The following is a 16,366-nucleotide window of genomic DNA, read 5'->3' as shown; positions in this document are numbered from 1 at the left end:
GCTCAGCTCTCCAGCACCATCTGGTAGCGGCTCTCCTCACGCGGATTGATCAGCCGGATTGGCAGCTGACGATGGCGTGGTGTCTGGATGAAATTGTCGCGCAACACAACCCGTCCGATGCCGGGGTGTGGGCCAAGATAAGTGGTGGCGTTCGGCCACGCGACCTTGGCCTCCTGGCCGATGTGGCCGTTGACGGAAGCCGCGAACTCCGCGAACTGCGGGAGCAGGGTGACGACCGCTCCTGCGGCGGCCGATCGCACGACGAACTGCGTGAACAATCGAGCGTCGCCCACGTTGATGCTCACGTCGATGTCGTCGAACGGCATGTACACCGGATAGCGGTCGGCGGTCTCGCCGACGAGCACCCCCGCAGAACCGACCGGCAGTTCGTAGTGGCGGTCGTTGACGGGGCTGATGCCCAGCAACGCGGCCCGCTGTCCGCCGAACAGGCACGAAAATCCGCGCGGCGTAGTCGGATTCGCCAGCGTCGTCAACAACACGGTGGCGGTGGGAGCCACCCCCGACCGAATGCGGACCCGCGTGATCGTGTGGTCGGCGCGCGCCGACCACCAGACGTCGGGGCCGCCGGGCGCGGTGTACGCGGCGGTGAAGGTGCTGCGTCCCTTGATCGCCGACCAGGTCTCGCGCTCGAAGCTGATCTCGGTCGCGCGGTCGAAGTCGTCGAAGCTTCGGCTTGGCTGGGCATCGATACCGTTGCTGGCCAACTGATCTGCAATCCGCGTGGTCGACGCCACCAGATACCGCGCCAGCCCCGCGACGCCGGAGTCGCGTCGCTGTGAGGATTTGCGGGTGTGCTCGGGATCGGCCCTCAGCACGATCCAGGTGCGTCGATTGGCCGGGGCCGGGTAGGGCCCGACGACCTGCTCGTACAGCGCGACCAGGCTCGACGGCGCGGTCTTTCCCACTCGATAGCCGGCCGACACCACGTCGGCTTCGAGATCGGGACAGTGCGCCGCGAGCAGCCGCTCGACGAGCCGGGTGTCGACGACATCGTCGGTGAAGGCCTCGCCGTTGACGATCACGGTCGGAGTGAACGGCCGCGGGACGAGTTCCATTGCGGCGATCAGGTAGCCGTCCTGCCAGCGGACCGCGACATGATCGCCGGGCATGACGGTGGCCCCGACGGCCGGTTCGGACGGCTTCTCGGGAACTCTGCGATGGCGCCGCCGCCATGCGAACACCGCCGCGATCCAGCCGGTGAGCCGTCGGCCACGAACCGTCAAAATCGCTGCGAGAGCGATGATCACCGCCAGGGTGATCCCGACCCAGAGCAGGTCGAGCTGGATGAACAAGAGGATGACGGCCGGTATCAGCACCGCCGCCCAGATGGCATGGCCGGTCGTCAGGCGCAGCCCGAACATGGACGTGAAGCCGCTCATCGGCGCCTCAGCGCGCGCCGGGCAAGGGCGCCGAGCCCGAGCGCCAGGGCCAGACCGAAGCCGATGACGACGACCGCGGTGATCGGTCCCCGGTCCGGTGGCGGAATGTAGACCGGTGGCGGGACTTCCTTGACCTGATAGGGCACCTCCCGCGGTCCTGCGGGCACGTCCCACGTCAACGCGGCGACCGGATCGATGACGCCTGCACCGACATAGTTGTCGACGCCTCCGCCCGGATGTCGCGCGGTGGCGGTGATCCGGTTCATGATCTGAGCTGGTGTCAGAACGGGGAACCGTTGTTTGAGCAGTGCGGCCAGCCCGGACACGTAGGCGGCGGCGAACGAGGTGCCGCTGATCGGAATCGGTCCGTCTTGACCAGTCAGCGCGTTGACCGGCCGCCCGTCGTAGCCGAGCGCGACGAGATTCTCGGCGGGCGCCGCGGCGCCCACCCATGGTCCGGACATCGAGAACGTACTCGGCTGACCGTTCGGGGCGACGCCGCCCACGGTCAGCACCAGCGGCGAGTACCACGCCGGGCTGACGATCGTCTGCACCTGCTTCCAGCCGCGCGGGTCCGCGGGTATCGAGGGATCGGGTGGTGGGTTCTGGCTGCAGTCCTGGCCGGTATTGCCCGCCGCGACGATGATGACCGCGCCCTTGACGTTGACCGCGTAGTTGATCGCGGCGCCCAGCCCTGCCTCGTCGATCAGCCTCGTCACCTTGTAGCAGGCGGCCTCGCTGATGTTGATGACCTGTGCGCCGAGGTTGGCCGCGTGCACGACCGCGCGGGCCAGGCTGCGCAGCGAACCGGCCGTCTGCGTCGAGTTCGGGTCATTGGGGTCGGTTCGCGCGCCAACGGTTTGGAAGGCTTCCGAGGTCTGCCGCAGCGACAGGATGCGGGCGTCGGGCGCGACCCCGATGAAGCCGTCCGTCGGCGCCGGTCTGCCCGCGATGATCGATGCCGTCAGCGTGCCGTGGGAATCGCAGTCCGACATCCCGTTACCGGCCTGGTCGACGAAGTCGCCGCCGGGTTCTGCGGGGACGCGCGGTGAGCCGTTGACCCCGGTGTCGATGACGGCGACGGTGATGCCCGCGCCCGTGGCGAACTTCTGTGCCTCGGCTAGGCGCAGGTAGTCGTTCGCCCAGGGTTTGTCGGCGAAATTCGAGTTGGGAAACGCCGTCGGGGCCGAACAGACGCGGCGCTGTTCCATGGGCTGATCGGGGCCCGTCGCGTCGGGCGGCATCGCCGCCGGATCGATCTTGGGTGGCTCGATAGCCGCTGCCGGAGGAGCGCTGACCAGTGCCAGCAACAGCACCGCCAGCAGCACACCAAAACGGTGCACTCGTTACGCACCTCCCCCGAATTTCGACCAGGTGGCAGTATGCCGGTGCGCCCACAGCAAACCCTCTACGGGCCCCAGGGCAGCACAAAGCATAACGACGAGCGAACTGCCTGATTGCACGCAGCCAATCTTAAGGGGCGGCGAAGGGGGTCAGGTCCGCAATCTTGGCTCGGCGCACGTGAGGGGCCTCACGTGAGATCAGGCGGCCTAGGCGTCCAAGTCCTGCTGTACCAATCCCGCGACGGTGGCGAGCACGTCCGCGTCGTCACAGTCGACGGTCACCTCGGCGCCGTTGCCTGCGCCCAGCGTCATGATCATCAGCGCAGATCCTGCGTCGACGGGCTCGCCGCCGTCCATCGAGAGCGTGACGGGCACTCCGGCCTTGACCACTTCCTCGGCGATGATCGCCGCGGGGCGGGCGTGCAGACCGATGGCCGATCCGACGATGACGGTCTTGCTGGGCATGGTTCTCCTTCAATGGTGGGTTGGAATCAGACGGCCGCGAGCGCGGGCGCCTCTTCGGTTTGCGTGCTGGGCTTGATGAACTGCTTGGCGGCGACGACGGCGAGTGCGCCCGCCACGGTCCCCGCCGCTAGGGCGACGAGGAACCAGAGCAGGTTCCCGATCGCGAAGAAGACGAAGATCCCGCCGTGCGGAGCCTTCAGTGTGACGTCGAACGCCATGATCATCGCACCGGTGATGGCGCCGCCGAACATCATCGACGGGATCACCCTCAGCGGATCGGCCGCGGCGAACGGGATCGCGCCCTCAGAGATGAATGAGGCGCCGAGAAGCCAAGCGGCCCGGCCGTTTTCCCGCTCCGGCTCGGTGAACAGCGTGGGCCGGACCGCCGAGGCCAGCGCCATCGCGAGCGGGGGAACCATACCCGCGGCCATCACCGCGGCCATGATGCGCAGCGAGGCGGGGTCGGCGACGTTGAGCCCGGCGGTGGCGAACGCGTAGGCCGCCTTGTTGACCGGGCCGCCGAGGTCGAAGCACATCATCAGGCCGAGGATGACGCCGAGGATGATGACGGAGCTGCCGGTCATGCCGCCGAGCCAGTTGGTCAGGCCCGACGTGATGGCGGCCAATGGGCGGCCGAGCAGCAGGAACATCAGCAGGCCGACTGCCAGTGAGGCGAACAGCGGGATGATCACGACCGGCATCAGACCCCGCAGCCATCGCGGTGCGGCGATCCGGCTGATCCACAGTGCGGTGAAGCCGGCGATGAGACCGCCGACGATGCCGCCGATGAAGCCGCCGCCGACGAACACGGCGACCGCGCCCGCGGTGAATCCGGGGGCGATGCCCGGCCGGTCGGCGATCGCGAACGAGATGTAGCCGGCCAGCGCGGGCACCAGGAACATGAACGCCAGCCCGCCGAGGGTGAACAGCACCGCGCCGAGGTATTGGAGTAGGCCGCCGGAGGGCAGGTTGGTCAACGTGTTCTCGGTGGCGATATGGCTGCCAAGCGAGTTCATGCCGAACGACAGTGGTTCCGCCCCGTCCGGCGTGTTCGCGATGTCGTATCCGGCGAGCAGAAATCCGAGCGCGATCAGCAGGCCGCCTGCGGCGACGAACGGAATCATGTAGCTCACGCCGGTGAGCAGGATCTGACGCGTGCGGGTGCCCCAGCCGACGTTGCCGGCCCGGGCTGCGCCGCTCGGCGCGGACGGACCGGCGCCTCCCTCGACGCGGGCGGCGTTCGGATCGTCTGCGGCGGCAAGGGCTTCGGCGACCATCTTGTCCGGTTCGTTGATCGCCCGTTTGACCCCGGAGGCGACGACGGGCTTACCGGCGAAGCGGTGCTTGTCCTTGACGCCGACATCGGTGGCGAAGATGACGGCGTCGGCCGCCGCGATCGTCTCCGCGTCCAGCGGGGTGCTGCCGGAGGAACCCTGCGTCTCGACGTGCAGTGTGGTGCCGGCCTTCTTGGCTGCCGCGACCAACGAGTCGGCGGCCATGTAGGTGTGCGCGATACCGGTGGGGCAGGCGGTCACCGCGAGCAGCGTCTTGGCTTGCTTGGGAGCAGATTCTTTTGCAGGAGATGGCTTTTCGGGGTTCAGCACACCGTCGACGAGCGCCACCACCTCGTCGGGGGTGGATGCTTGCCGCAACGACTCCACGAAGTCCTTTCGCACCAGTGCGCGCGCGAGACTGGACAGCAGCTTCATGTGCTCGGCGCCGCCGGACTCGGGGGCGGCGATCAGGAACGCGAGGTCTGCGGGTCCGTCGGGTGCGCCGAAATCGACGGGCGGGTTCAGCCGCGCGAAACCGATAGAAGCGGTGTCGACGTGCGGCGAGCGGCAGTGTGGGATCGCGATACCACCGGGCAGCCCGGTGGCCGACTGCCCCTCGCGCGCCATCGCGGCGTCGAACAGGCCGTCGGCGTCTGTGGAGCGTCCGGCATCGGCGAGGCGCTGCACCAGCCTGCGGATCACGGCCTGCTTGTCGTCGCCTGCGTCGGTGTCGAGCAGGACCAGATCGGTGCTGATGATCGAGACGTCTGTCGTCATGGCACTACTTTCGGATCGGTTGCGGGAACTACGGGTGTCACGTGGACGGCGTCGAGGTCGAGATCGGCGGGGTGCGGCTGAGCCGATCCGGGCAGCGCGGCAGCGGCGCTGCCGTAGGCGACCGCCATCTGCAGTCGCTGAGGTGGGGTCGCGCCGCCGACCTCGGCTCGGAGGTATCCGGCGAGGGCGGCGTCACCGGCGCCGACGGTGCTGCGCGGCGTGATGGGAGGCGGGGTGGCGAACCAGCCGCCGTTGTCGTCGACCAGGATGGCGCCCGCGGAGCCCAGGGTGGCGAGCACCGCGCCGACACCCCGATCGATCAACTGCTGGGCTGCTGAGATCACCGGCTCCGGATCGCCCTGGGTGACAGCGGCTTCCAATGCCAACGGCGAGAGGCCGAGGACACCGGCGAGTTCTTCGGCGTTCGGTTTGATGAGGTCGGGAGCGGCGCGGCCGAACGACTGGACGAGGGCCGTCAACGGGGCGTCGGAGGTATCGACGGCGATCCGGCATCCGAACGCGGCGAGCCGTGCCACGACGTCGGCGTACCAGTGGTCGGGGACTCCCGGCGGGAGCGAACCCGACAACACCACCCAGGACGCTGACTCCGCCGCGGCGACCACGGACTCCGTGAGGGCGTCGACGGCAGCACCGTCGAGTGCACCGCCGGGTTCGTTGAGCTTGGTTGTGGTCCCGTCTTTTTCGGTGATCGCGAGGTTGGTCCGTACCGGCGTGTCGGTGGGTACGCACCGGAACGGCACCGCGGCGTTGTGCAGAGCGGTGATCAATGGATCGGCCGCGGGCGCGGGAAGCAGTGCGACGGCCTTGACGCTGGCCGCCGTCAACGCGCGCGCGACGTTGACGCCCTTGCCACCCGCTTCGGTGGTGACCGAGGTGACCCGGTGCACGCTGCCGCGCGTCAGCGGTGTGGTGAGGGTGACGGTGCGGTCGATGCTCGGGTTGGGCGTGACGGTGACGATCATGCGACCACCACCTCGACGCCGTGGTCGGTGAGTTCTGCGCGGTCAGCGCCGGTGATCTCAGCGTCGGTGATCAGGGTGTCGACACTGGACAGCGGCGCGAAACTGACGAAGTCTTCGCGGCCGATCTTGGAGGAGTCCGCCACCGCCACTACATAATTCGCCGCGTTCACCATGGCCCGCTTCACCGCGGCCTCGTCGCTGTCCGGCGTGGACAGGCCGTGACGGACGCTGATGCCATTGGTCCCGATGAACGCCATGTCCACTCGGAGCGTGTCGAGCACCCGCAGTGTCTGTTCGCCGACCGCGGCCTGCGTGACACCACGCACCCTGCCGCCGAGCAGTTGCAGTGAGACCGAGGGCAGGGCGGCCAGGCGCGCGGCGACGGGTATCGAGTTGGTCACCACGATCAGTTCCCGATCGGTGGGCAGGTGGGCGGCGATGCGCGCAGTGGTGGTGCCCGCGTCCAACAGGACGGTGGAGCCGTCTTGGGGGAGGAGTTCGGCGGCGGCCGCCGCGATCGCGTCCTTGTGTTCGGCTCGGGTGGCCTCTCGTTCGCCCACGCCGGCCTCGACGAGATGCAGCGCGCGCACCGGAACCGCGCCGCCGTGCACGCGCCGCAGGACTCCGGCCTTCTCGAGTGCGGCGAGGTCGCGCCGCACCGTCTCGGTGGTGACGTCGTGGGTCTGTGCCAGTTCGGCGACCGAGGCGCGGCCGTTGGCGATCACCAGCGAGGCGATCGCTTGCTGACGCTCTTCGGCGTACATGGCGCTCCGTATGTGTGGGTATCCAGGCTTCTGAATGTTGATTTAATTGGTTTTACTACTGTTTGTGTTGACTTGTCAACCATTTCTTGTAATCTGGTTCACATGACCGCCTCATCCGCGAACACGTCACTGTTACCCGGCACCGCCCTTCGTGGCGTCCCGGTGGTGCCGGGCGTGGCCTACGCACCGGTGATCCGGCCGGGCCGGCTGCCCACGTCCATCGACGACGCGGGCGACGTCGCCGAACCGGATCGGCCCGCGGAGGCCGACCGCTTCGCCGCCGCCGCATCGGCGGTCGCAACGCGGCTGCGTGACCGCGCGGCGCATGCAACCGGCGCCGCCTCGGAGGTGCTGGCCGCCACCGCGACCCTGGCGCAGGACCGGGCATGGCTGGCCGCCGCCGAGAAGCGCATCGCCACCGGCGCGCCCGCGGTACGCGCGGTGATCGGCGCGGTGGACCAGTTCGCCGAGATGTTCACCAAACTCGGCGGGCTGATGGCCGAACGGGTCACGGACCTGCGCGACATCCGCGACCGCGTGATCGCAGAACTCAAGGGGCTGCCCGAACCGGGCGTGCCGCTGCCCTCGGCACCGTCGATCCTGTGCGCCGACGACCTCGCCCCGGCCGATACCGCAGGTCTGGACCCGGCGCTCGTCGTCGCGCTGGCCACGACGCTGGGTGGGCCCACCAGCCACACGGCGATCATCGCGCGCCAGCTCGGCATCCCGTGCGTCGTCGCCGTCGAGGGCCTGGACGCCGTCGAGGCGGGAACGATGGTGCTCGTCGACGGCACCGCGGGAACCGTGACCGTCACGCCGGACTCGGCGGCCGCGGGCGAGGCCGTCGAGGCGGCGCGCCGAGACGCCGAACGCGCCGCGGGATGGTCCGGACCCGGTGCCACCTCCGACGGTCACGCGGTCGCGGTCCTTGCCAACGTGCAGGACGGCGCCGCCGCGCGGGCCGCCAGGGACACCGCGGCCGAGGGCATCGGGTTGTTCCGCACCGAACTGTGCTTCCTCAATCGGGAAACCGAGCCGTCCGTCGAGGAGCAGACCGACATCTACGCCGAGGTGCTCGACGCATTCGCCGGGCACAAGGTGGTGGTCAGGACACTGGACGCGGGTTCGGACAAGCCGCTGAAGTTCGCCGACCATCCCAACGAGGCCAACCCCGCGCTCGGTGTGCGCGGCATCCGGGTCGCGGGCATCAATCCGGCTCTGCTGGACCGCCAACTCGAGGCCATTGCCGCCGCGGGCAAACGCACCGGCAATCCGCCGTGGGTGATGGCACCGATGATCGCGACGGCGCAGGAAGCCGAACACTTTGCCGCGCAAGTCCGTTCGCACGGACTGACACCGGGCGTGATGATCGAGGTGCCGGCTGCGGCTCTGCTGGCCGACCGCATTCTCGAGCACGTGGACTTCTTGTCGATCGGGACCAATGATCTGGCGCAGTACACGATGGCCGCCGACCGTATGTCGGCCGAACTCGCCGCGCTCACCGACCCATGGCAGCCCGCGGTGCTGACCTTGGTCGCCATGGCGGCGAGGGCGGGCGCCGCGGTGGGCAAGCCCGTCGGTGTGTGTGGGGAAGCCGCCGCGGATCCGCTGCTCGCCTGCGTGCTGGCGGGCTTGGGTGTGACGTCGTTGTCGGCGGCGGCCGCGGCCGTACAGGGTGTGGGCGCCAAACTCGCTCAGGTGTCGCTGCAGCAGTGCCGCGACGCGGCCGAGGCCGTGCTCGCGGCGAGCACCGCGGCGCAAGCGCGGGCAGCGGCGCTGGGCGCTTTGGAATGATAAGGAATAATACGGAATAATTCGGACTACGGTCCGGTTAGTCGTGGCATGCCTGCCATCACCGCTGACACCCTGACACTGCCGAGGATCGCCGCGGCCCAACCGTCCGATACCGAACGCCCCGTCCGGTCGGTCACCACCGGTCCACGCGGCTACGAAGGTGAGGGCTTCCCCGTCGTGCGCGCGTTCGCCGGCGTCGACAGCGCCGATCTCGATCCGTTCGTCCACATGGACCAGATGGGCGAGGTGGAGTACGAACCGGGTGAGCCCCGAGGCACCGACTGGCACCCGCACCGCGGGTTCGAGACCGTCACCTACATGCTGGACGGGCGCTTCGCGCACCAGGATTCGCATGGCGGCGGCGGATTGATCACCGACGGTGCCACCCAGTGGATGACCGCGGGCTCGGGAATCCTGCACATCGAAACGCCGCCGGCCGAACTGGTCGAGAGCGGCGGCCTGTTCCACGGCATCCAGCTATGGGTGAATCTGCCGCGCAAGGACAAGTTCGCCACGCCCAGGTACCAGGCCATCGAGGGGACCCAGGCCAAACTGCTGTCCTCCGACGACGGTGGGGCGCTGGTCCGCCTCATCGCGGGTGACATCGCCGGACACGCAGATCCGATGTCGACGGCCGAGCGGCTCCGGGGCCCGGGTGCCACGCACACCCCGATCACCATGGCGCACAGCACGATCCAGCCGGGCGCGAGACTGAACCTCCCGTGGAACCGCGACTTCAACGCGCTCGTCTATGTGCTCTCGGGCCGCGGCGCGGTCGGACCGGTCGGTCATCCCATTCACCAGGGCCAGTTGGCCGTGCTCGGGCCGGGCGACCGGATCACCGTGAGCGCCGACGCGGGGCAAGATGCGCACCGCCCCGCACTCGAGGTTCTGCTGCTCGGCGGTAAGCCGATCCGCGAGCCGGTGTTCCAGTACGGACCGTTCGTGATGAACACCAAGACGGAACTCATCGAGGCACTCGAGGATTACAACAACGGCAAGTTCGGAGCCGTCCCGCCGGACGCGCTCATGCCGCACCGGGTTTGACGCTGAGATCGTCGTGGTCGCTGGAATCGCTTCTCGGATAGAGGAGCTCCAGCTCCCCGATGTGTGCGGCGGCGGTGACCAACGGCAGCGCCGCCGCGACGGCAAGTTCGTCATCGGAGGCGTCGGCGCGCAGCGCGATCACGAAGTCGTCGCTGATCGGGTCCAGCGCCGTCCCGGCTGAGCCGCCGGTGACGTGACGGCACACCGCTTCGGTGTGACTCTCGAGCACCGCGCGGGTAAGCGGGTAGACACCGTGCGGTGGTGGGACGACGTCGGCGATCAATTCGGCAGCAGCGCGCAACCGGACCGCGCGGTTGGCCCGCCGGACGATCGGAGCCCGGACGTCGGCGGCCCCGCCGCTCTCCGAAAGATACTGTCGCACAGCGTCGTCAACGGTGCGTGAGGCCTCCAGCGCGTCGTGACTGAGCGCGATCACCTTGTCGGTGGCCTCTTCGGACGCACCGCGGGTGACCCGCAGTACGGCCGCCGTGAGGAACGAGGCGCCGACGGCGAAGGACGCGTCGATGACCTTCGACACCCGGGTGCGTACGCCGCGCGGCCACAGCAGGACCGAAACGACGATGCCCACTCCGGCGCCGATGACGACGTCCTGGATGCGGATCAGCCCGACGCTCCATCCCGTCGGCCTGATCAGGTTGAAGATGATCAGCACCATCATGGTGAACGCCGCCTGACCGGCGATGAACGACGCGACCTCGGGTACGAACGCCGAACCGAACGCCACCACCGGCAGCAGGACCCACATGACGATCGGGTCGACCCCGACCAGTTCGATGACGACCACACCCAGGAGGAAGCCGAGCGTGGTGCCCGCGACCGCACGCACGACGCGGGTGCCGGTCGACAGCGCACTGCTGCGCAGCACCGACATGGCGCCCAACACGACCCAGAAGCCGTTCTGCAGTGGGAACACCTGGGTGACGGCGACAGCGAGAGCCAAGCCGAGACCGGTACGCAGACTGCTGCGCAGCACCACCGCCCTGGTGGCTACCAGTCCCTTGGTGATCGCCGCGACCGCCGCCGTCTCCGGCATCACCCAGTCGGCGGTCCCCGTGGGCGGCAGGCGTCGCCCGAGGACCCGTGCCCAGACCGGACGCGCGTCGGCCTCGGCGGCGTTGCGGATGATTCGGCCGGTCACACCGACGGTGGCCGAGAAGGTACGTCGCCCCAACAGCTTTCGCCCGACGTCCACGGCCGCCGCGTCGTCGGGCACGCCGAGTATCTCGAGGATGTCCTCGCGATAGCGGCCCTGTGCGATCGATCGCAATTCGGCCAGTGCGGAGTTGAGATCCGTGCCTCGGGCCGCACGAGCCGAGGGTTCGGGAACACTGAGTACGGCGGCGCAATCCCGCAGCACGCGCATCAACGGTGGCTTGAGGTCACCGAGTTGGCGGCCGGTGTCGTCGGTGATGCGGTCCGCCAGGAAGCCGAGGTCGTCGACGACCCGCACCAGCGCCCGGCTGCCCGCGGTGAGCCCGACCGGCCGGAAGTCGGCGCCGAGGAAGCTCTCCCACAGCGAATTCATGGCGCGGGTCGCGTCTTTGGCGCTTCCGCTGCCCTCCAAGGTGTCGGCCAGCCGGGTGCACACCAGTGCCGAATGGCGGCGCAACTCGTCGTGATGGCGTGGCGGGAGAAGGAACAGGGCGGCGGGCACGCAGACCGCCAGCGCGACGATCCAACCGAGCAGACGATCGCCGATCGGGCCGACCGGTGTGCAGGCGGGCAGTACGAACGTCAGAAGGGTGGCCCGCTGGCCGGCGGCGACGATCTCGCTGAGCACACCGGAAAACGTCACCACCACACCGAGGACGAACATCACCGCGACACTGATCCACGGATGGTCGGCCACCAGCGTCCCGAGGGTGATCAGGACGAAGCCGTTGACGCCGAGCCCGAAGTAGGCGAGTGCCCGGGCCGGACGGTTTCCGGGAAAGTCCACGAGGATGAGCAGTGCCACCGAGCCGAAGATGCTGAACAGCGCGGTCTGCGAATCGCCGACGGCGAACCCGACCGCCGCCGCGACCGGCAACACGAGCGCCGCGCGCACGGCACGCCGCAGCGCGTCGAACTCGGGATCGCGCTGCCGAAGCCGATCGACCGCGCGACGCCACAGGTTCGTCATGTCAGTGCGCAAGCGTCTTGATGCCGACGACGAGCAGCCCGAGGCTGACGAGCCCGGCGACCGATATCGCCTGCTGCCACCCCGGCAACCGGGTGCGTCGCATCGCGAGAAACGCAATGACGCCCAGCTCGCCCACCAGCGTCCACATCCCGATCCACATCGCGGTGTCGGTGTCGAGGACGTCGAACACCGCAAGCAGCAAGACGATCACCGGGGGAACGGCGGCCCAGAGAATCTGACCTGACGCCTGCAGTAGCTGGATCCAGTGCCGCCCTCGCGGTGCCTTACCGAACACCGCCATCTGCGCCACGAAGTGCGACAGCAGGCTGGCGGCCCACAGACCGCCGGTGGCCACCGCGATATCGAGGATCCTTGCCAAGGCGCTGGTTTCCCCATCGCTGTACCGCGCCAGAATCGCCAGGGTCGCCAGACACGAGATCGCCCCGTACAGACGCTCCCGCAGCATCGCGACGACGTGCTCGACCTCGACCGGCTCGGTGGCGGATGCTGCGTCAGTCACTATCGGGCACCGAAGCGAACCCGTCGTTGTCGAGCTTGCCGCGAATCTGTCCGGCGATCCACGCCAACGCATCCGGGTCGGGGGGCAGGGCCGACTGCTCGTAACCGACGAGCACATACACCGACCATGCGGCGAAGACCTCCGCTTGCCGTTTGATCTGCAGGATCTCCAACGCCGAGGAGTACATGATGTCGAATCGCTGCCGGTCGACCATGGCCTGCACCTCGTGCACGTGCGGATCCAGCGAGCTCCATACCCGGATCGCCGCCTCCGCGCCGTGCGGCAGGCCCAGTGCCACCTCGATCAGGGTGTCGATGCGACGGCGCGGGTCCGTCTCGCCGCGCACCGCCTGAATCACCAGCACGGTCCGCTCCTGCACCCAGTGCGCGACCAGTTCCTTGGTGTAGGTCGGCCAATTGGTGAAGTAGTGATAGAAGGATCCGGTCGTGACACCGAGACGGTGACAAACCTCTGCAAGCTTGAGCCCCCCATAGCCGAGATCGGACAGCACATCGAGACCGGTCTCGAAGTAGGCCTCCCGAGAAACGACGCTGGCCATGGGACGGCACCCTAGTGCTCGGACAATCGAATCTCTACGTCGACCTTCGGTGTTGCGACTCCCATTTCTTTGCTGAAATGGCGATCTTGGGAGCCCCGCAGGTAATACCGCACAGGCCCACCAGCGGGCTGTGGCACAATTTGACTGTGCCGCAACACACCGCGAGTAGGGGTCCGGGTCGCCCGCCTGCAGCGAAGGCCGCCGAAACGCGGGAGCGCATCATAGGAGCCGCGCGCGAGGTCTTCAGCGAACTTGGGTACGACGCCGCCACGTTTCAGGCGATCGCCATCCGTGCGGGTTTGACCCGGCCGGCGATCAACCACTACTTCGCGAGTAAGCGCGTGCTGTGGGCCCAGGTTGTCGAGCAAACAGATGCGCTGGTAGTTAGCGCGGGCCAGGCGCGGGCGAAGTCCGAAACGAACCTGCTGAATCGGTTGTCCGCATTCTTCACCGCGGCGATCCAGGCCGATTCCGAAGACCGTTCGGCGGCAGCCTTTCTCGTGACCTCGGTGCTGGAGTCGCAGCGGCATCCGGAACTGAGCGGCGACGAGCACGATTCGTTGCGCAACTCACGCGAGTTCATCGCGTGGGCGGTTGACGACGCAATCAAGTCCGGCGAGCTCACTACCGACACGGACGTCAATGACCTCGTCGAGATGTTGGTCGCGATGATGTGGGGTATCGGGTTCTACGCGGGATTCGTCGGCGGTCACGACGAGCTCTCCAGGGTCGTGGAGAAGTTCGAGCTGCTGCTCGCCAACAAGCTCTGGCAACTCAGCGACTGAGTGTTGCATCTCCCACAGTTCATATAGCTCGGCTAACTTCTCGTCGGTATCTGGCTAGCATGACGCCATGAGTTCATTGCGCACGCACGACGACACCTGGGATATCGCGACCAGCGTCGGTTCGACGGCAGTCATGGTGGCCGCGGCCCGCGCCGGCGAGACCGCCAAGGCCGACCCCCTGATCCGCGATCCCTACGCCGAGGTGCTGGTCGCCGGCGTCGGCCCGGGCGTGTGGGACATTGTGCGCAACGAGGAGTTCGCCGCCAAGGTGGCCGAGGCCGATGCCGAGGTCGCCGCGATCTTCGAGCACATGGGCAATTACCAGGCCGTGCGCACCCACTTCTTCGACGCGTGCTTCACCGCCGCCGCGACCGCGGGCATCCGCCAGGTCGTGATCCTGGCGTCGGGCCTCGACTCGCGGGCCTACCGGCTGGACTGGCCGGCCGACACCGTCGTCTTCGAGATCGACCAGCCCAAGGTCCTCGAATACAAGGCCGCGAGAATGGCAGAGCACGGCGTGCTGCCGTCGGCCAAGCGCAACGCGGTGGCCATCGACCTTCGGCTGGATTGGCCGAATGCCTTGCGCGAAGCCGGGTTCGATGCCGATGCCCCGACCGCATGGCTGGCCGAGGGCCTGCTGATGTATCTGCCCGCGCAAGCCCAGGACCGGTTGTTCGAGCAGATCACCGCGCTCAGTGCCGCTGGCAGCCGCGTGGCCGCAGAGACGGTCGGCCACCGATCCGACGACCGGCGGGCCGAGTTTCGGGAGAAGTTCGAGCGCATCGCCGCGCAGTTCGGGATGCAGGACGCGCCCGACGTCGCCGAGCTGATGTACAACGACCCCGACCGCGCCGACGTGGCCGAGTGGCTCAACGCGCACGGATGGCAGGCATCGGCCGTGACCTCTGCCGACGAGATGCGCCGGCTCGACCGGTGGGTGTTGCCGCCCGAACAATCCGATGAAGACGGGTTCTCGTCGTTCGTCACCGGCGAGAAGTTGGGCTGACCGCCCGAACGGACGACGCGAGGGGCACAAAGTTGCCCCTTCAGCGCTGCCCAACCGGTTGGTTAGTATCGGGTGTTCCCAGGGTCAGGAAGGACACCCACCATGACCACCGAATTCGCCGCCGCTGCGGCTAAGACCACCCCAGACATCCCCGGCACCGTCCGCAAGCTGCGGGAGACGTTCGCGTCCGGCCGAACCCGCAGCGTCGAGTGGCGTAAGCAGCAGCTGCTGGCGCTGGAGAAAATGATGAATGACAACGAGGGCGCCATCATGGAGGCCCTCGACAAAGATCTGGGCCGCGGCCCGTTCGAAGCCTGGCTGGCCGATATCGCCAGCACCGCGGGCGAGGCCAAGGACGCTGCGAAGAACGTCAAGAAGTGGATGCGCCGCAAGTACCGGCTGCTGGAGATGTCGCAGCTGCCCGGCCGCGGCTGGGTCGAATACGAGCCGTACGGCACCGTTCTGGTCATCGGCGCGTGGAACTTCCCGTTCGTCCTGACGCTCGGCCCCGCCGTCGGCGCCATCGCAGCGGGCAACACCGTGCTCATGAAACCTTCCGAGGTGTGCCCGGCGTCGTCGGCCCTGATGGCCGAGCTGGTGCCGAAGTATCTCGACAAGGACGCGATCGCCGTCATCGAGGGCGACGCCTCCTGCAGCCAGGAACTCATCGCGCAAGGCTTCGACCACATCTGTTTCACCGGCGGCACCGAGATCGGTCGCAAGGTCTATGAGGCCGCCGCACCGCATCTGACACCGGTCACCCTCGAGCTCGGGGGAAAGAGCCCGGTGATCGTGGCCGCTGACGCGGACATCGAGGTCGCGGCCAAGCGCATCGCCTGGACCAAGCTGATCAACTCAGGCCAGATCTGCATCGCGCCGGACTACGTGCTCGCCGACGCCAAGATCCGCGACGAGCTCGTCGACAAGATCAAGGACGCCGTCGCGACCTTCGAGGCGGACAACCCCGGCGGGAAGCGCATCGTGAACGAGCGCCACTTCGCCCGGCTCACCGCATCGCTGGCGGCGACCAAGGGCACCGTCGTCGCGGGCGGCGGTTCGGACGCGTCGACGATCAAGATCCAGCCCACCGTCGTGGTCGACCCCGACCCCGCCGAATCGCTGATGACCGACGAGATCTTCGGTCCGATCCTGCCGATCATGACCGTGCAATCCCTCGACGACGCAATCAGTTTCGTGAATTCCCGGCCCAAACCACTGGCCGCCTACCTGTTCACGAAGACCAAGAGCATTCGCGAACGGGTGATCAAAGAGGTCGCGGCCGGCGGCATGGTGGTCAACCACCTGCTGTTCCATTTCGCCACCAACAAGCTCCCGTTCGGTGGTGTCGGCCCGTCGGGTATGGGCGCCTATCACGGCAAGTTCGGCTTCGAGCAGTTCAGCCACAAGAAGACCGTGATGACCAAGTCGACCCGACCCGATGTCGGCGCGTTCATCTATCCCCCGTATACAGAGAAGGCTTTGAAGCTCGCGAAACGGCTGTTCTGA

General features: G+C 67.9%; 14 protein-coding genes. 5 read left to right on the top strand and 9 right to left on the bottom strand.

Annotation, left to right across the window (positions count from 1 at the left end; genetic code table 11):
* Window positions 1-2: 2 nt before the first annotated feature.
* The 6 genes from eccE to BST47_RS24565 all read right to left on the bottom strand — a co-directional run bounded on the left by eccE (window position 3) and on the right by BST47_RS24565 (window position 7,006).
* Window positions 3-1,400, bottom strand: a complete 1,398-nt coding sequence (gene eccE / locus BST47_RS24590; protein ID WP_083128298.1) for a type VII secretion protein EccE — start codon at window positions 1,398-1,400, stop codon at window positions 3-5.
* Window positions 1,397-2,743 carry a type VII secretion-associated serine protease mycosin gene (gene mycP, locus BST47_RS24585; protein WP_083128297.1) on the bottom strand — a complete coding sequence of 449 codons (1,347 nt, stop codon included), beginning with the start codon at window positions 2,741-2,743 and terminating at the stop codon, window positions 1,397-1,399. The genes eccE and mycP overlap by 4 nt, the downstream gene beginning before the upstream one ends.
* A gap of 207 nt (window positions 2,744-2,950) precedes the next feature.
* Window positions 2,951-3,208: an HPr family phosphocarrier protein gene (locus BST47_RS24580; RefSeq protein WP_083128296.1), complete on the bottom strand. Its 258-nt coding sequence runs from the start codon at window positions 3,206-3,208 to the stop codon at window positions 2,951-2,953.
* A 26-nt stretch (window positions 3,209-3,234) separates the two neighbouring features.
* Window positions 3,235-5,259, bottom strand: a complete 2,025-nt coding sequence (locus tag BST47_RS24575) for a PTS fructose transporter subunit IIABC (RefSeq protein WP_083128295.1) — start codon at window positions 5,257-5,259, stop codon at window positions 3,235-3,237.
* On the bottom strand, window positions 5,256-6,242 hold the full coding sequence (locus BST47_RS24570; RefSeq protein WP_083128294.1) for a 1-phosphofructokinase family hexose kinase: 987 nt from the start codon (window positions 6,240-6,242) through the stop codon (window positions 5,256-5,258). Before BST47_RS24570 ends, BST47_RS24575 begins: the two co-directional genes overlap by 4 nt.
* Window positions 6,239-7,006: a DeoR/GlpR family DNA-binding transcription regulator gene (locus BST47_RS24565; protein ID WP_083128293.1), complete on the bottom strand. Its 768-nt coding sequence runs from the start codon at window positions 7,004-7,006 to the stop codon at window positions 6,239-6,241. The genes BST47_RS24570 and BST47_RS24565 overlap by 4 nt, the downstream gene beginning before the upstream one ends.
* A 102-nt stretch (window positions 7,007-7,108) precedes the next feature.
* On the opposite strand from BST47_RS24565, the gene BST47_RS24560 reads away from it, so the two are divergent.
* Window positions 7,109-8,800 carry a phosphoenolpyruvate--protein phosphotransferase gene (locus tag BST47_RS24560; RefSeq protein WP_083128292.1) on the top strand — a complete coding sequence of 564 codons (1,692 nt, stop codon included), beginning with the start codon at window positions 7,109-7,111 and terminating at the stop codon, window positions 8,798-8,800.
* Between the two features lie 48 nt (window positions 8,801-8,848).
* Window positions 8,849-9,847, top strand: coding sequence for a pirin family protein (locus BST47_RS24555; RefSeq protein WP_083128291.1), 999 nt, complete (start codon window positions 8,849-8,851; stop codon window positions 9,845-9,847).
* On the opposite strand, the gene BST47_RS24550 is transcribed toward BST47_RS24555, so the two are convergent.
* The 3 genes from BST47_RS24550 to BST47_RS24540 are packed head-to-tail and all read right to left on the bottom strand — an operon-like array spanning window position 9,828 to window position 13,069.
* Window positions 9,828-11,990, bottom strand: a complete 2,163-nt coding sequence (locus BST47_RS24550; RefSeq protein ID WP_083128290.1) for an FUSC family protein — start codon at window positions 11,988-11,990, stop codon at window positions 9,828-9,830. The two genes, BST47_RS24555 and BST47_RS24550, sit on opposite strands and share 20 nt — an antisense overlap.
* A 1-nt stretch (window position 11,991) precedes the next feature.
* A complete protein-coding gene (locus BST47_RS24545) occupies window positions 11,992-12,510 on the bottom strand; it encodes a hypothetical protein (protein ID WP_083128289.1) in 519 nt (172 codons plus the stop codon).
* Window positions 12,503-13,069 carry a TetR/AcrR family transcriptional regulator gene (locus tag BST47_RS24540; protein ID WP_083128288.1) on the bottom strand — a complete coding sequence of 189 codons (567 nt, stop codon included), beginning with the start codon at window positions 13,067-13,069 and terminating at the stop codon, window positions 12,503-12,505. Before BST47_RS24540 ends, BST47_RS24545 begins: the two co-directional genes overlap by 8 nt.
* Before the next feature lie 146 nt (window positions 13,070-13,215).
* Here BST47_RS24540 and BST47_RS24535 point away from each other — a divergent pair, with 146 nt between their 5' ends.
* The 3 genes from BST47_RS24535 (at window position 13,216) to BST47_RS24525 (ending at window position 16,366) form a co-directional block, all read left to right on the top strand.
* The gene (locus tag BST47_RS24535; protein WP_207568692.1) at window positions 13,216-13,854 is read left to right on the top strand and encodes a TetR/AcrR family transcriptional regulator; all 639 of its coding nucleotides are present in this window, start codon (window positions 13,216-13,218) and stop codon (window positions 13,852-13,854) included.
* Between the two features lie 67 nt (window positions 13,855-13,921).
* Entirely contained in the window at window positions 13,922-14,860 is a 939-nt protein-coding gene (locus BST47_RS24530; RefSeq protein WP_083128287.1) for a class I SAM-dependent methyltransferase, read from the top strand.
* 102 nt (window positions 14,861-14,962) lie between these two features.
* Window positions 14,963-16,366, top strand: a complete 1,404-nt coding sequence (locus BST47_RS24525) for an aldehyde dehydrogenase family protein (protein WP_083128286.1) — start codon at window positions 14,963-14,965, stop codon at window positions 16,364-16,366.

It is taken from the genome of Mycolicibacterium tusciae (assembly GCF_002086795.1).
Taxonomy (GTDB): Bacteria; Actinomycetota; Actinomycetes; order Mycobacteriales; family Mycobacteriaceae; genus Mycobacterium; species Mycobacterium tusciae.
Note: the sequence above shows the minus strand (reverse complement) of the source record. Positions and strands in the feature narration are given on the sequence as shown.

Excerpts from the sequence above, each read along its gene's own strand:
- eccE (WP_083128298.1), bottom strand. The coding sequence starts at position 1,400 with ATGAGCGGCTTCACGTCCATGTTCGGGCTGCGCCTGACGACCGGCCAT.
- BST47_RS24580 (WP_083128296.1), bottom strand. The coding sequence starts at position 3,208 with ATGCCCAGCAAGACCGTCATCGTCGGATCGGCCATCGGTCTGCACGCC.
- BST47_RS24575 (WP_083128295.1), bottom strand. The coding sequence starts at position 5,259 with ATGACGACAGACGTCTCGATCATCAGCACCGATCTGGTCCTGCTCGAC.
- BST47_RS24570 (WP_083128294.1), bottom strand. The coding sequence starts at position 6,242 with ATGATCGTCACCGTCACGCCCAACCCGAGCATCGACCGCACCGTCACC.
- BST47_RS24565 (WP_083128293.1), bottom strand. The coding sequence starts at position 7,006 with ATGTACGCCGAAGAGCGTCAGCAAGCGATCGCCTCGCTGGTGATCGCC.
- BST47_RS24560 (WP_083128292.1), top strand. The coding sequence starts at position 7,109 with ATGACCGCCTCATCCGCGAACACGTCACTGTTACCCGGCACCGCCCTT.
- BST47_RS24555 (WP_083128291.1), top strand. The coding sequence starts at position 8,849 with ATGCCTGCCATCACCGCTGACACCCTGACACTGCCGAGGATCGCCGCG.
- BST47_RS24550 (WP_083128290.1), bottom strand. The coding sequence starts at position 11,990 with ATGACGAACCTGTGGCGTCGCGCGGTCGATCGGCTTCGGCAGCGCGAT.
- BST47_RS24540 (WP_083128288.1), bottom strand. The coding sequence starts at position 13,069 with ATGGCCAGCGTCGTTTCTCGGGAGGCCTACTTCGAGACCGGTCTCGAT.
- BST47_RS24530 (WP_083128287.1), top strand. The coding sequence starts at position 13,922 with ATGAGTTCATTGCGCACGCACGACGACACCTGGGATATCGCGACCAGC.
- BST47_RS24525 (WP_083128286.1), top strand. The coding sequence starts at position 14,963 with ATGACCACCGAATTCGCCGCCGCTGCGGCTAAGACCACCCCAGACATC.